The sequence below is a fragment of the Halomonas faecis genome (assembly GCF_010993975.1).
Taxonomy (GTDB): domain Bacteria; phylum Pseudomonadota; class Gammaproteobacteria; order Pseudomonadales; family Halomonadaceae; genus Halomonas; species Halomonas faecis.
In genome coordinates this window covers 283,339-297,862 of sequence record NZ_JAACZO010000022.1, presented here as the reverse complement: position 1 = coordinate 297,862, position 14,524 = coordinate 283,339, and the positions used below count along the sequence as shown (strand labels likewise).

The 14,524-nt window shown below is 63.0% G+C and carries 12 protein-coding genes and 1 other RNA gene; 9 read left to right on the top strand and 4 right to left on the bottom strand.

Annotated elements, in window-relative coordinates; all coding sequences use genetic code 11:
• Nucleotides 1-60: 60 nt before the first annotated feature.
• Nucleotides 61-711: an IclR family transcriptional regulator gene (locus GFD32_RS11515; RefSeq protein ID WP_163576733.1), complete on the bottom strand. Its 651-nt coding sequence runs from the start codon at nucleotides 709-711 to the stop codon at nucleotides 61-63.
• Nucleotides 712-827: 116 nt separating this feature from the next.
• Between GFD32_RS11515 and GFD32_RS11510 the strand changes: the two genes are divergently transcribed.
• From GFD32_RS11510 to GFD32_RS11485, 6 genes are read left to right on the top strand one after another with little or no spacing between them, the layout of a single operon-like run.
• On the top strand, nucleotides 828-2,012 hold the full coding sequence (locus GFD32_RS11510; protein ID WP_163576731.1) for a CaiB/BaiF CoA transferase family protein: 1,185 nt from the start codon (nucleotides 828-830) through the stop codon (nucleotides 2,010-2,012).
• Entirely contained in the window at nucleotides 2,012-2,854 is an 843-nt protein-coding gene (locus tag GFD32_RS11505; RefSeq protein WP_205599107.1) for a citryl-CoA lyase, read from the top strand. The genes GFD32_RS11510 and GFD32_RS11505 overlap by 1 nt, the downstream gene beginning before the upstream one ends.
• A 44-nt stretch (nucleotides 2,855-2,898) precedes the next feature.
• Nucleotides 2,899-3,903, top strand: a complete 1,005-nt coding sequence (locus GFD32_RS11500; RefSeq protein WP_163576728.1) for a TAXI family TRAP transporter solute-binding subunit — start codon at nucleotides 2,899-2,901, stop codon at nucleotides 3,901-3,903.
• 27 nt (nucleotides 3,904-3,930) lie between these two features.
• Nucleotides 3,931-5,856: a TRAP transporter permease gene (locus tag GFD32_RS11495; protein ID WP_163576726.1), complete on the top strand. Its 1,926-nt coding sequence runs from the start codon at nucleotides 3,931-3,933 to the stop codon at nucleotides 5,854-5,856.
• Complete coding sequence (locus tag GFD32_RS11490; protein ID WP_163576725.1) at nucleotides 5,853-6,800, top strand: SMP-30/gluconolactonase/LRE family protein; 948 nt, start codon at nucleotides 5,853-5,855, stop codon at nucleotides 6,798-6,800. Before GFD32_RS11495 ends, GFD32_RS11490 begins: the two co-directional genes overlap by 4 nt.
• Nucleotides 6,801-6,846: 46 nt before the next feature.
• A complete protein-coding gene (locus GFD32_RS11485; protein WP_163576723.1) occupies nucleotides 6,847-7,878 on the top strand; it encodes an AbrB family transcriptional regulator in 1,032 nt (343 codons plus the stop codon).
• Here GFD32_RS11485 and GFD32_RS11480 read toward each other — a convergent pair whose 3' ends face one another.
• Together GFD32_RS11480 and GFD32_RS11475 are read right to left on the bottom strand one after the other, a co-directional pair.
• Nucleotides 7,879-9,924: a transporter permease gene (locus GFD32_RS11480; protein ID WP_163576722.1), complete on the bottom strand. Its 2,046-nt coding sequence runs from the start codon at nucleotides 9,922-9,924 to the stop codon at nucleotides 7,879-7,881.
• Nucleotides 9,925-9,989: 65 nt separating this feature from the next.
• Entirely contained in the window at nucleotides 9,990-11,213 is a 1,224-nt protein-coding gene (locus tag GFD32_RS11475; protein WP_163576720.1) for a carboxylate--amine ligase, read from the bottom strand.
• A 285-nt stretch (nucleotides 11,214-11,498) separates the two neighbouring features.
• Between GFD32_RS11475 and ffs the strand changes: the two genes are divergently transcribed.
• From ffs to GFD32_RS11460, 3 genes are all read left to right on the top strand, one after another.
• Nucleotides 11,499-11,595: signal recognition particle sRNA small type (gene ffs, locus GFD32_RS11470), an RNA gene on the top strand.
• 129 nt (nucleotides 11,596-11,724) lie between these two features.
• Nucleotides 11,725-12,030 carry a hypothetical protein gene (locus GFD32_RS11465; RefSeq protein WP_163576718.1) on the top strand — a complete coding sequence of 102 codons (306 nt, stop codon included), beginning with the start codon at nucleotides 11,725-11,727 and terminating at the stop codon, nucleotides 12,028-12,030.
• 202 nt (nucleotides 12,031-12,232) lie between these two features.
• The gene (locus tag GFD32_RS11460) at nucleotides 12,233-13,714 is read left to right on the top strand and encodes a WG repeat-containing protein (RefSeq protein ID WP_163576717.1); all 1,482 of its coding nucleotides are present in this window, start codon (nucleotides 12,233-12,235) and stop codon (nucleotides 13,712-13,714) included.
• Between the two features lie 25 nt (nucleotides 13,715-13,739).
• Here the strand turns inward: GFD32_RS11460 and GFD32_RS11455 are convergent, their stop codons facing one another.
• Entirely contained in the window at nucleotides 13,740-14,519 is a 780-nt protein-coding gene (locus GFD32_RS11455; RefSeq protein WP_320416215.1) for an amino acid ABC transporter ATP-binding protein, read from the bottom strand.
• Nucleotides 14,520-14,524: the final 5 nt, after the last annotated feature.

Below are 14,524 nucleotides of genomic sequence, written 5' to 3'. Positions count from 1 at the left end.
ATCGACTGCATGATACTCCACGCATGGCATGGCGGCACCGGTCGAGAGGAGGATGGACGGCTAACCCAGCTTGCGTTCCAGTTGCTGGGCCAGTTCTTGCAATATTTCCCCGTAGCGTTTGCATGCCTCACCACTGAACCGATCAATCAATCCCGAAACCGCCAGGGCGCCGTGTCGCTTGCCTTGGGAGTCGATGACCGGAACGGCAACTGCGGCCAGGCTAGGTTCTCGATCCCCAAAGGATTGGAATATCTCACCACGTCGGGGGGGGGCTTGAGCGAGTGCGCGTCCAGCCGCGCCCTGTCCGAGAGCCAGTCGCGCCCCTTCCTCCAGGTGATGGCGAACCTCATGACGACCGTTTGCGCGGTACAGGCATACTCGCTCGTCACCGTCACGGATATAGAAGGATGCCGTTTCACGAGTGAGGTCTCGCAAGCTCTCCAGCACCGGCCTGACCAGGGCTTCCATGTCGATGCTGTGACGTCCGAGGCTGGCCAGCCGCAGCGGGGCCGGACCCAGGCGATAGATACCGTCCCGGTCGCGCTGCACGTAAGCGAACCGTTCCAGCGAGCCCATCAGGCGCAGGATGGTGCTCTTGTAGAAGCCGGTTTCATTGGCCAGTTCGGCAAGACTCCAAGTCTCCTTGCCGGGGCGGAAGACATTGAGCAGGGTCAAGGCGCGTTCCACGGATTCCACGCGTTGCTCCGCCATCGCATTCTCTCCTCCTGATGAGACTTTAGTATATCGCCAGATAGAACGCGTTGCAAAAAGCAGAATTGTTGCTTTATATTCCCTCTATCGAAACGCGTTCTGTTAGAGGGAATAAGATGTCCATGCCACTCGCTGGTGTCCGCGTATTGGATTTGACCAATGTGTTGGCGGGCCCCTTCTGTTGTCACCAGTTGGCGCATCTCGGTGCCGAGGTGATCAAGGTGGAGCGACCGCAAGGCGGTGACCTGGCGCGCCAACTCGGTGCCGATGCCGAGCTGAACCGTGAGCTGATGGGAGTCTCGTTCCTGGCGCAAAACGCCGGTAAACGCTCGGTGACGCTGGATTTCAAGTTGGAAGAGGATAGAACACGGTTTCTCGATCTGGTCGCCAGCGCCGACGTCTTGGTGGAAAACTTTCGCCCCGGCGTCATGCAACGTCTGGGTCTGGATTTCGAGTGTCTCAAAAGGGTCAATGATCGCCTGATCTATTGCGCCATCTCTGGATTCGGCCAGGACGGTCCGCTGGCCAACTTTCCCGCCTACGATCAGATCATCCAGGGCATGTCCGGGGTGATGAGCATCACCGGCGCCCCTGACAATGCTCCTTATCGGGTCGGCTATCCCCTGGCGGATACCATCGGTGGCTTGACGGCGGCCATGGCGATCAATGCTGCCCTCGCCGAGAAGCAGCGCCAGGCGCATTTCATCGATGTCTCGATGCTCGAGTCGGTGCTCTCGACCATGGGCTGGGCCGTATCGAACCTGCTGGTTGCCGGTCGCGCTCCGGGTCCATTGGGCAACGACAACGTCACCGCCAGTCCTTCCGGAACCTTCCGCACCGCCGATGGCCTGCTCAACATCGCGGCCAACAAGCAGGAGCAATTCGAAGCGTTGTGTCGCGTGGTCGGGCATGCGGAGTGGATATCGGATTCGCGCTTCTGCGAACGTCAGGAGCGTCTCCTGCATCGTCGCACCTTGGCCGAGCTGATCGAATCGGCACTGGAACACGATACCACCGAACATTGGTGGGAGGCGCTGGTGGCTGCCGGAGTGCCGGCTGGGCCAGTGTATAGCGTAGCCGAGGCGCTCGACCATCCCCAGGTGCGTGATCGTGGCCTGATCGAACGCTTCGACGACAGTGGCCTCGGTCGCCCGCTGGAAATCGTCAGCGGCGGTTATCGCATCGATGGCCAGGCCCCGCGCGTGATGACTCCGCCACCCCGTTTGGGAGCCGATAACGACGCCTTGCTGCAGACAGCCAAGGCGGCTCCCGTGTGTGACCGAGAGACCGGAGATAAATGATGCCAGACGCTCAAGCGCTCGACGCCAGGGCCGCCGACTGGTGGCAGACCGAGATCATCGACATGCGCCCCGGCGAGATCCGTTACCGGGGTTATCCCATCGAAGAGCTGATCGGTCGTATCGGCTTCGTGGAGATGGTCTGGCTGATGACACGCGGCGAGCTGCCCAGGAAAACCCAGGCTCGACTGCTGGAGGCCACGCTGGTTGGGGCGGTGGATCACGGCCCTCAAGCGCCGAGCATTGCCATTGCCCGCATGGCCATGACCTGTGGCGGTAGTCTCAACAACGCCATGGCGTCGGCGGTCAACGTGCTCGATGACATCCACGGCGGTGCCGGCGAGCAGGCGGTGGGGCTCTACCAGATGATTGCTGGACGACTCGAGACGGGCAGTGCGCTGGAGGATGCCACTCGGCAGGAATTGGATGAATGGCGGGAACGCCATGGCAAGATCGTGCCGGGTTTCGGGCATCGTTTTCATCCGGTCGATCCGCGGGCGCCGCGTCTTCTTGCCCTGGTGGATGAGGCCGCTGGGCGAGGTGAAGTGAACGGTCGTCATGCCCGGATCGCGCGCGAGATCGAACGCCAGTTGCGGGTGGACAAGGGCAAGCCGATTCCTCTGAACATCGACGGTGCCACTGCCGTGATCTACGCCGAACTCGGATTTCCAGCGCCACTGGCGCGAGGACTTTTCTGTCTTTCCCGCAGCGTGGGCATTCTCGCCCATGCCTGGGAACAGCAGTGCCAGGGTGGGCGCAACAAGGGGCCGATGCCCAAGGGCTGGCTATGGGACTACCGTGGCCATCCGCCGCGGGAAGTTCCACCTTCAACAGCCGAGTCGTGACAGCACGACGACAACCACAACAGCCGCAAAAGAGAGAGCACATCATGCAAACCAAGACCTTCACTCGCATGCTTGCCACCGGTCTGGCAGCCACGGGGCTTTCCATGGCCAGCGCTCAGGCCGACGATTTCGTGATCAGTGCCGTGTCCCAGACTTCGGACGATTATGCACTGGCGGTGGCCTGGTCCAGTTTGTTGGCGCGGGAAGACGCCGATCACCAACTGACCGTGGTGGACAATGGCACCGTGCGTGGCTTGCGCATGCTGGCATCCGAACGCGTCGATATCTCGGTCATCGGCGCCCCCCACTACCTGGATGCGGTCAACGGCAGCGGCAATTTCGCTGAAGATCCCGAACGATTGCGGGAATCCTATGATGATCTCAATGCACTGTTTGCGATCAGTACCAGCGCCGGCCAGTACGTGGTACGCGAAGACAGCGGTATCGAGACCTTCGAGGATCTCGCCGGCAAGAGCATCGCCATCGGCCGCCCGGGCGGGAATGCCGGGCGCGTCAGCAGCGCCTTTCTCGAAGCCTATGGCCTGACGCCCGATGAGGATGTCGATACCCAGTTCATCGATTACAGCGATGCCTTCACTCAGATGAGCAACAATCGCCTCGATGGCACCTTCGTGTGGGGCGGTCTGCCTCAGGCGGCGATCGACAATGCCTCGCGTACCATGGACCTGCGTTTCATCTCTCCCGCCGAGGACAAGATGGATGCGTTCCGCGAGTATATGACCGCCGGTGAGCATTATCTGCTGAAGAACGTCCCGGCCGAGGAAATCGAAGAGGCTTATCAAGGGCGGGTCGAGGCCGATGGCGATACCCAATTCTGGAGTTTCCCGTTCATGTTCGCGGTTCGTGCCGACATGGACGAGGATGCCGCCTACGCGTTGACCCGTGCACTGTGGGACAACCTCGACTCCATCAAGCAGACCAGCAGTGCACTCTCTCTGCTGCGCAGGGATGAGGCGGTTACCGGCCTAACCACCGATTTGCATCCTGGTGCGGAACGCTATTTCCGTGAAATCGGGTTGATAGAGTAACGGCCGCGGCAGGCCTCGGAGATCCGTATGACGTCTTCAATCGTCAATCAGCCGACCTGGCGCCCGAGCCCCGCTTTGCGGGGCCTTGGGCTCGTGGCCTGCGCAGCGCTGACGCTGTTCATCCTGTGGACCACGGTGGCAGTGCGCTATCCCTCTCAGGTCATGTATGGCGTTAGCCTGATGCTGGGATTGATAGCGACCTTTGCCCTCAAGCCAGGCCCTGTGGCACGGCGTCTCCCGGCCGTCGACCAGGGCATTTCGTGGTTGCTGATCGCCCTGACGTTGGCCAGCAGTGGTTACTATCTCAGGGAGTACGCCAATATTGCGGCTTTTCGTGAAGGATTGCCCAATACCCAGGACATGCTCTGCTATGTCGTCGGTACCCTGCTGGTGCTCGAAGGCGCTCGACGTGTAGAAGGGTGGGCGCTGGTGGCGATCAGCGGTGGCGCCATTCTCTACCTGCTGTTCGGTGAGTGGCTGCCGGGGGCGCTGGGGCACCGGGGACTGTATCTCGATGAGGTATTCGAGGTCAGCTACAGCTATCAAGGCATCTACGGCATTGCGCTGGGAGCCGTGGTCGACGTGGTGCTGATGTTCGTGATCCTCGGAGCGGCATTGCGCCATACCGGGGCAGGAGATTTCTTCAACTTCCTGTCCTTGCGCCTGGCACATGGACGGCGTTCCGGAGCGGCGCAGGCAGCGATTCTGGGCTCGGCCATGTTCGGATCGATCAACGGTTCGGCACCGGCGAACGTCATGTCTACCGGTGTGCTGACCATTCCGATGATGAAGCGTGCCGGCTATCACGGCCGTTTCGCCGGCGCCGTGGAAGCCGTGGCGTCCTGCTCGGGGCAGTTGCTGCCGCCGATCATGGGCGTGGGGGCTTTCATCATGGCCGAGATCACCGGCATTCCCTACCCCAGCATTCTGCTGGCGGCGATCGTGCCGGCCTTCCTCTATTTGCTGGCTCTCTCGGCTGCCGTGGCATTCGAAGCGGGGCGCCTGGGGCTCGCTCCCGAAGAAACCGACGACGACCCCTTCGACAGGCAACGGATGTCTCAGGGACTGGTGCTGTTGTCGGGGTTCGTGACCTTGATCGGCTTGCTGCTGGTCGGCTATTCCCCAACCTGGTGCGGGATGAGCGCCGCCGCCGTGGTGCTGGTCGTTGCCATGTTGCTGCCGGGGACACGGTTGTCGCTGACCGGGGTTCGCGACGTGCTGGTCGATGGTGGCCGCGACGGCCTGGCGGTGCTGGTTTCGTGTGCCGCGATCGGTATCGTCATCGGAGCGGTGAGCGTGACTGGCCTGGGCGTTACCCTGAATCAGGCCATCGTCGGGCTCGGCGAGGACAATTTGTTACTGGCGCTGATTCTGGCGGCTTTCTGTTCGATCCTGCTGGGAATGGGGCTGCCGACCGCCGCCTCCTATCTGATGGTGATCTTCGTGGCCGGACCGGCCATTCTCGAGTTGGGAATCGGACTGCTGCAGACTCATCTGTTCGTCTTCTATTACGCTGTGCTCTCCGCCATCACGCCGCCGGTGGCCCTGGCGGTATTCGCCGCCGCTGCGATCACCGGCGAACGTACCCTGGGTATCGCCCTGAGCGCACTGCGACTGTCGGTAGTGGCGTTTCTGCTGCCGTTCGCCTGGGTCTATCACCCGGAAATCAATCTCCAGGAACTGTCGGTCGACACCTTGCCGGGAGTCGCAGTCACTGTACTGCTGATGATCGTCGCCACTGTGGGGATCAGTGCCGCCAATGTCGGTTTCTTTCGCCGTCCGCTCAAGCTCGTCGAGCGTCTGGCGATTGCCGTAGCCGGTGTAGTGGCTCTCACTCAGGGGATACTGGTATCGACGATTGCCTGTGTGACGATCGTTGGATTGATGCTCAATGCGCGGCGTACGCCGGCTATCGGCTCACTTACGGCAAAAACCAAAGGAAGGGCGTCATGAGCTTGTATCCGCCTCCCGAAACGCGCTGGTGCGAAGTCTTCAGTGAGGTGCCCGACTCGCTGCGCTTGCACGAGGCGCGCTCTGGCTGGATCGATGCCAACAAGCCAGGGCAGTCGGTGCCCAGCTTTCTCGAAGGGCCGGTCTTCGACAGGGCGGGAAACCTTTACCTCACCGATATCCCGCATGGCCGCATTCTGCGAGTGACAGCAGGCGGCGAGTGGTTGGCGATCAGCCACTACGATGGCTGGCCCAACGGCATGAAGTTCGGTCCCGACGGCCGGTTATGGATCGCCGATTATCGTCTCGGCATCCTTGCTCTCGACCCGGCCGGCGGCGAGCCAGAACCCATCATTACCCATGTGGGCAGCGAGAGCTTCAAGGGCATCAACGACCTGTTCTTCGACAGTCGCGGGCGACTTTACTTCACCGACCAGGGGCAGACCGGCTTGCAGGATCCCTCTGGCCGTGTCTATCGCGCCGATGTCGAGACAGGACGTTTGGAATGCCTGTTGAACAACGGCATTAGCCCCAATGGCCTCGTCTGTGACCTCGACGAAAAGGCGCTGTTCGTTGCCATGACCCGAGGCAATGGGGTATGGCGACTGCCGCTCAAGGAGGACGGACCGGCGGGCAAGGTCGGGTTGTTCGTAGCGCTTGCGGGCGGGGTATCCGGTGCCGATGGTCTGGCGCTGGACGAAGCAGGCAATCTCTATGTCTGCGATGCGGGCAATGGTTGCGTGTGGGTATTCGATCGGCACGGTGAGCCGATCTGGAGGTTACGGTCGCCGACCCAGGGCCGGACCCTGACCAATCTTGCCTTCGGAGGCGAAGACCGGAAGACGTTGTACATGACGGAGTCGACGACAGGCACCGTGCTGCGGATCGAAATGAACGTGGCGGGTAAGCCGCTGCGCTTTGGGTTGGGCGATCCGCTGCTGCCATGAGCTGTGGCACAATGGATTGATTAGCCGGTTAACGAAGGGGTGGGATGTGCGGCAGGCCACGGTGCGGGCACTGGGCACGGCATTGGCAGTGGGTGCCGTGGGCGGAGTGGTATTCCATTTCACGGGTCTGCCGCTGGCCTGGATGCTGGGGCCGCTGGTGGCCAACCTGATCGTTTCGGCCCGGGGCGTCGACGTGCGGGTGCCCGAACCGTTGCGGGAGGCCTTTCTGGGCGTGCTAGGTCTGGTGCTGGGCAGCCAGGTGACGCCGCAACTGGCCGAGCGAGTGCTCGACTGGCCGCTATCGGCGGCACTGCTGCTGGCCGGGGTGGCGGCTTCGACGGCTGCCGCGGCGGCCTGGTATCGGCGCTGTGGGTTCGATCCGGTGAGCGCTTGGTTCGCCTCGGCACCCGGGGCGATGACCGCGATGATCATGCTGGGCGACAAGTGCGGTGGCGAGCCTCAACGCATCGCCATTGCCCAGTCGTTGCGCATCGTGCTGGTGATCATGATTCTGCCGCCACTGTTCTGGGCCTATGAAGGCGGGGCGGGGAATGGCCAGACGCTGGTACCAACGATGCAGGATCCATGGCTGCTGCTGGCGCTGCCGGTGCTGATACCCGTGGGGCGTATCCTGAAACTGCCGAGCCCGGGGCTACTGGCGCCGCTGGCCGTTGCGGCCCTGTTGTCCGGCTTCGATATCGCTAGCCTGAGGTTACCCGACTGGGGAATGAACCTGATGCTGTGGGTGCTGGGCAGTGCCATCGGTTCGCGGTTCAAGGGCTTGTCGCGTGGGCGCTTCGGCAAGTACCTGTTTCAGGCCGGAGTGGCGACGTTGGTGGCATTGGCCGTACTGGCGGCGTTCGCCGAGTTGATCCACCAACTGCTCGAGGTTCCGCGCGATGTAGCACTGCTGGCGCTGGCCCCCGGGGGGATCGGCGAGATGGCGATCCTCGCCGTGGCGTTGGACATCGACCCGGTCTTCGTTGCCTTCCATCATCTGCTACGCATGGTGGCGCTGATGCTGTTCGCGCCCTTCTGGGCGCGATTCCTGCAGCGCCGCCATGCGCGCGGCAGGTGATCACTCCTCCCTGGAATCCTGGCCGGCATCCGCCTGCAGGCCGGTCGGCGGAATCCGGTCGGCGCCCCAACTGCGCTGGAGGTAGCCAGTGACCCGGTCGAGCTCCTCTTGGGTGACCTGGGCCAGTTCACCGCGCTCCAGCGGGTCGTAATGGAAGATGTAGAGCCGCGAGGCGAACTGTTCGAAGGGCAGCGATGATTCGCCGAAGCGCTCACCGTGGTCCGCGGTGCTCACCTGGATGCCGTCTCCCCAGTCCTGGCCGCTGTCGTTGTTGGGGTTGAAGAAGTAAACTCGCATGGTGTCCTGGGGGTCGAGGTTGACCCGCAGGATGGTGATGGCGTGCCAGCCGATGAAACGCGCCGCGCTGTCGGTCACCGCAATGCCTGCCGGCTGCGGATGAATCAGCGGCTGGTTGCCGTTGTAGTAGGGGTGATAGCTGGCGTAGAAGTGGCGCAGGAAAGCGTCCAGGTCTTCCAACTGGCCGGTGGCCACGTCGACGTTGATGCGGAAGCCGCGACCGGCCCACCAGCCGTGGAACTCCGGGTTGACCCAGCGGTGCGGGTCGCCTTCGCGGCCGATGCAACGCCGCCCCATCTCGGCGTAGATGCGGTCGAGGTGGGGCACCACGATCAGCGACACCGGGTCGAGGTCCATGGGCAGGGCTTGGGCGACGCCCGACAGGCTGGCCATGGAGGAGAGCGGCATGCCCTCGAAGTGCATGATGATTTCGTCGTCACGTGCCGCCCAGGCCACCATCTGCAGCAGGTAGTCGGGGTCGTTGTAGGCCCACATGGAGAGCGCTCGGGCCGACTGGCAGGTGGGGTTGTTGCCCTGGCCCACGCCCAGCGGCAACCCCAGCATGCACAGCACGCCTTCCAGCAGGCGGGCACGAGGCGAGACGGCCTCGCCGTAGGCCAGGTTGAGGCGTGCCTGGGACCACTCGGAGAGCGTCAGCCCCAACTGGCGCCACATGGCTGGTGCCACCGGCGGCTGGTAGAGGATGCCGCGCTCCAGCATCAGCGCCAGCCCGTAGGCGGCCTGGGGCGTGCTGGGATGCACGCCGCTGCGAATCAGCGCGTGGGTCAGCTCGCGGTAGCACATCAGGCAGTCGCGGCCGGTGGAGGAGAGCCCCAGCGCCTCGGAAAGCAGATGATCGCTGTGGTCCAGCAGGTGGCGCAGTAGCACCGGGTGATAGGCGGATACCAGCCCGGTGTCGTGCATGGCGCGGGCGAAGCCGGTGGCCTCGCCCTGCAGCGCAGTGGCGTCCATGCTCGACAGCCGTTCGCGGTAGACCTCCAGCCCCGGGTCTTCCCGGCAGGCCCGAGTCGGGCCGAACAGCGAACTGACCAGGCGGTCGGCACCCTGGCCGCTGGCGCCCAGGTCGATCTCGGGGTTGGTCTGACAGATGGCGATCTGGGTGATCATCTGCTTGACCGGTTCCACCTGGATGGGGCGCTGCTCGAGGATGCGCCAGATCTCCTCGATCAGCCGGTCAATTACGTGCTCGTAGCCGATGCGCTCGGCCAGGTGCTGAAACAGGTTGCGCGGCAGCTGGGCCAGACGACCCTGGGTCTCGCGTTCGGCCTCGGTGGGTGCGCCGAACAGTAGCCACAGGTTGATGGCCAGCGTCTGGGTCAGGTAGTGGTGCGCCTGTTCCGCCGACATCTGCGGGTGCAGGTAATCGCCCTTGGCGACTGCCAATAGCCGCAGTTCGCTGAGCGCCTCGATCACCACGGTGTTGGGGTCGGGGCTTTTCAGCGCATGGGTGGTCAGGGTCGGCACCAGGTATTGTGGGGTCTCCCAGTCCGAGCCCAGGAACACCCCGGCCTCTTCGAGGGTACGGGCCCGCTGTTCGATGGCCGCACACCCCCCGGCCTGCAGCATCACTCGCCGGGCGGTGTCGAGCACACGGGGCAGCTTGCCGGGCTTGGCGAATTCGCGAGCCTGCGCCAGCAGGTTGATCGCCTCGTCCAGCTTGTCGAGCAGACCGAGCAGCTTGCCATCATCGGCGGCGCTGCCCGGGCTCGTTTCATCATGCGTCGTCACACCGACTCCTCGTCGTCAGGCTGTCATTGTCGTCATGACGCCTTGGACGGCTAGGGAAATCAAGCTTAGATATAGAAATCCAGGTCTTCCATGTGCTTGAGCAGCTCCTTCATGCGCGCTGCCTCGTCGCCCTTGAAGTAGATCAGCCCCCAGTGGGTGCCGAAAGCGGTCCGCTTGGTCACCGTCTCCTCCATGGGCGCCGTCAGTTCGTGGGACTCGAAGTAGGGGTCGTCCTCGACCTCCTCGGGAATCTCCAGCTTGCTGACCACGCGGCGGCGCGGATAGACGCCGAAGCAGCCGGCATAGCCGTCGGCATCCTCCACTTCCTTCGGGAAGAAGGTCTCGACCTCCTCCGCGGTGGATTTCGGGTCGAACACCAGCATGGAAGCCTGGTAGGCATTGAAACCGTAGACCCGCTCCAGCAGCTCGAACACCTTGAAGCCGGGCGGCCGGTAGGCCACCTCGCCGAAGTACATTTCGCCGTCATTGGTGACGAAGTACTCGGGATGGATCAGGCCGAATTCGATGTCGAATGCCTTGATCAGCTTCTCGATCTGGGCGGTGATCTGCGGGCGGTACTGCTCCAGCTCCGGCGAGGCCGGCACGAACACTGAGTAACCCAGCGTCACGTACTCGGAGATGTTGAGAAAGACGATTCTTCCCTTGTGGATCCACGCCTCCACGGCGAATTCCCAGCCGTCCAGGTGCGACTCCATCAGCACCGGGAATTCCTCCTCGGGAATGGTGTCGACCTCGTCCGGAGTGCGGATCACCCGGTGCCCCAGACAGCCGGCCTTGTCGAAGGCCTTGAGGTGGATGGGGTCGTTGGGGTCGCCGTCGAGCTTCAGCAGGGTTTGGTTGACCCGCTTGAGGAAGCGTATGACGTCTTCCTTGTCGTGGGCCTCTTCGAAGATGCCCACGCGGATGCCACCCAACTGGGCACGGCGCTTCATTAGCGCCTTGTCGCGCAGCAGCAGCGACTGGCCGTAGAGACGCGGGTTGTCGAGCAGCAGCGAATTGATGGCGCCGGCCCACTCCACGGTTTCCTCGAACAGCGGAATCGCCACGTCGACGCCCATCTCCTGAAGGGTCTCGGCGATCTCCATGGAACGGTCGTTGAGGCGCTCGAAGTTCCAGGAAACGTAGGGGATGTCGTGCTTCTGGCAGTACTCCTCCGCCCAGTCCGGTGCGACCACTACGTAGCGTCGGTCGAAATCCTCGGCGGCCTCGATGGCGTTGAGGCTCCAGCCCAGCAGGGCGATGTAGCCCTTGTTCGGATCCTTCTTCATGGGGCGCCTCCAGCGATTGGCGATGGGTATGCCAGTAACCATACACCAGGAGGGGTGGGGCTTCATGCCCGGGCGGCATATCGTCTGCCGGTAATGCCGGTTCATCAAAACGGCAGGGTAGTATGGTAGCGTCCGTTGGCTGGACAACGGCGTGCGGGCGACGACCGCTTCGAGGATCGGCTGGCTGTTGCTGGCCAGTGGCGGCACTGGTATAGTGCGCTGCGCTCGGCAAGTCGTTGAAGGCAGGCCGAGTTCGATGCCGAGAGCATCGCGCTGTGGTGGCCCCGTCGGTCCTCCCGCAACGCTAAACCGCGAACCCCGCCAGGCCCGGAAGGGAGCAACGGTAGCGGTGGCCGCGTGTGCCGGGATGTGGCTGTCGGGGCTGCCTCCATTTTGGTCCCCCTGAACTCCCCTCCTCTTATCCTTTCGTCGATATTCTACCTTTGTCTAATTCTTGTGGTGGTGTTATCATGCACTGCAGCAAATACACGGCGACAGGGAGAAACGACGCATGGCCATCGATACCTCCAGCACAGCAGGCATTCAGCGCAGCCTCCGTCAGTGCCTGTCGAACGTGGCGGCGTTGCTCTACCACAATGGACACGTGCTGGAGACGGTGACGGTGTCGCACCGCGGCCTGGATCGCGACGCCCTTCGCCAGCTACGCCGCAACGCCGCCGAGTGGGATACTTGTCAGCAGGTTCTCGAGCGTAGCGAGGCAGCCACCTACAACGCCCAGGGGCGGCTCGTTCTCACTCCCATGGGGCGCGAGTTGCTGTTCGACATGTTCGGTGAAGGGGCGGCGGACTGCGCCTGACGTACGTTTCGATTCCTGTCATGCAAGCGGGGAGGCCACTGGCCTCCCCGCTTGCGTTTTCCGCCTCTCCAATCTCCATTCCCCTGCGTATGAATAGGGCGCTGTACCTTCTCGTGATCCAGGCTAGATGCCGAGGCTCTTGTCCCTGCGAGGACATGATGATCGGTATCCCACAGTCACTGGATCACAGGGGGAGTTGCGAATGCGTAATTGGCCACTAATCGCCGCCACCACATGCTGTCTGGGTGCTTGGGGCGCCGCCACCGCCCAGGATGCGGACGACACCTGGCATGCGACCCAGGCGTATTATCTGGAGAGGGTGGCGGCTTGCGAGAGCGGCGAATTCACGACCAGCGAGGCCGCTGGCGCCGTCGTGCGTTACGAGGTGGTCGGCGAGGAGGAAGAGGGGTGTCGGCTGCGCTTTACCTATCTCCACAACCCCAATCCGCGGCTGGAGGAGAAGTCTCTCACCTTTGTCGTTGACCCATCGTCCACGGATTTGGAGGCCGAAGTGAAGAAGCAGCTACGTGCTTGCCTCGAAGGTGGCGGACGCGAAGGCGGCTGCCAGGGCGAGCTTCACCGCGAGCTGGGTGCCGCTGCGGGGGAGGCGGTGGCACAGGTCGCAACAGGAGGTCCTCTGCCGTGCGGGGAGCCCGTAGCCTCACAAGGTGAGCCCCTCCATCCGATGCCCCGCGAAGGCAAGTGGGGCTATGTCGATCGCAAGGGTGACTGGGTCATCGAGCCCCAGTGGGATCAGGCGGAGGATTTCTCCGAAGGTCGTGCCGCCGTCGGCAGCTGGCAGCGCTGGGGCATCATCGATCGTTCCGGACAGTTCGTGTTGCCCCTGGAGTATGAGAGCTCCTCCTATGCCACCCTGGAAGAGCGACGGATCGTCTCCTCGCCCTTCGAAAGGTTCTCTGAGGGGTGTGCGGCTGCCGAAATCTTTACCCAGGAGGCCGACTATCTTTTCGTCGATCGCGACGGTGACCTCTATCGTCCTACCCTGCCAAACGGCAAGGAGGTGGCCGGACTGGGTAATTTCTCGGAGGGGCTGGCCTGGTTCTCCTGGAGCGAGGATCTGGAGTGGCATTACGGCTGGCTGGACAGCCAGGGCAAGGTCGCCATTCCGGCGGAATTCGCCGATGCCGGTGACTTCTCACAAGGCCTGGCGCCGGCAACGTCACGGCGGGGCGGTGCCGGCTTCATCGATCCCGAGGGGCGACTGACCCTGCCGCGCAAATGGACGCTGGAATCGGCAAGACCCTTTTCAGAAGGCTTGGCGCCGGTCTCCGTCGAAGCCTTCAGCACGGTGTACATGGATAAGAGCGATGTCGTCATCACGCAGGCCCGGGATCAGAAAACCGGCAAGGAGGTGGAGATCGAGATGGGCGGTGTCTTCCATAGCGGCCGGGCCCCCGTGAAGGTGACGTTGGAGGAGTCCGTTCTGGCCTATATCGACCGACAGGGCGAGGTGGCCTTCGTGCCCGAGCGGCTGCCCGGCCTAGCCCCTTGCCACACCGGACGGTTGCAGGAGTTCCGTAACGGCCTGCTGCGTCTGCTGGTGGCGGATGACGGGGAAAGCTGTGGTGAAGGCGCCTTCGGTTTCGGCCTTCCCCACTATGACGACGCCCATTATGTGTATCTGGATCCCCATGGCCGGGTCGTGCTGCGTCAACGGAAATAGCGCCTGGTGGTAGACATCGGGGGGCTCATGCCTGGGCTCCCAGATGCTTGCGCAGGAAGTGGCGGGTGCGCTCCTGCTCGGGGTCCGAGAAGAGCCTGTCGGGGGTGTCGGCCTCCACCACCACGCCACCGTCCATGAACATCGCCCAATCGGACACGTCGCGAGCAAAGGCCATCTCGTGAGTGACGATGAGCATGGTCATGTGCTCTTCGGCGAGGCCCTTCATGACCTGGTTGACTTCTTCCACCAGCTCGGGGTCCAGCGCCGAGGTCGCCTCGTCGAAGAGCATGACCTTGGGGCGCATGGCCAGGGCGCGGGCGATGGCGACGCGTTGCTTTTGCCCTCCCGACAGGGAGCTGGGGTAGACCGCGGCCTTGTCCGCCAGCCCCACTCTCTCCAGGAGTTCCATGCCCAGCTCCCGCGCGCTTTTGGCATCCATTCCTTTCAGCTTCCTGGGCGCCAGCGTCACGTTCTCCAGCGTCGAGAGGTGGGGAAACAGGTTGAAGTGCTGAAATACCATGCCCATGTTCTGGCGGATATGGTTGATGTGTCGCTCGAAGGCGAGCCCCTTCAAATCGGGTCGGTTGACCTGGACGCCATCCAGCAAGATGCGGCCATCGTCGATCGCTTCCAGGTTGTTGATGGACCGTAGCAGCGTGCTTTTACCCGATCCCGACGGGCCGATGATGGAGATGATCTTACCGCGGTCGACCCGGAGATCGATGCCCTTGAGCACCTCGAGGTCGCCGAAACGTTTCTTGACTCCCTGGAGCTCGACCATGGGAGTGTCTGTCGCTTGTGTCATGTGTG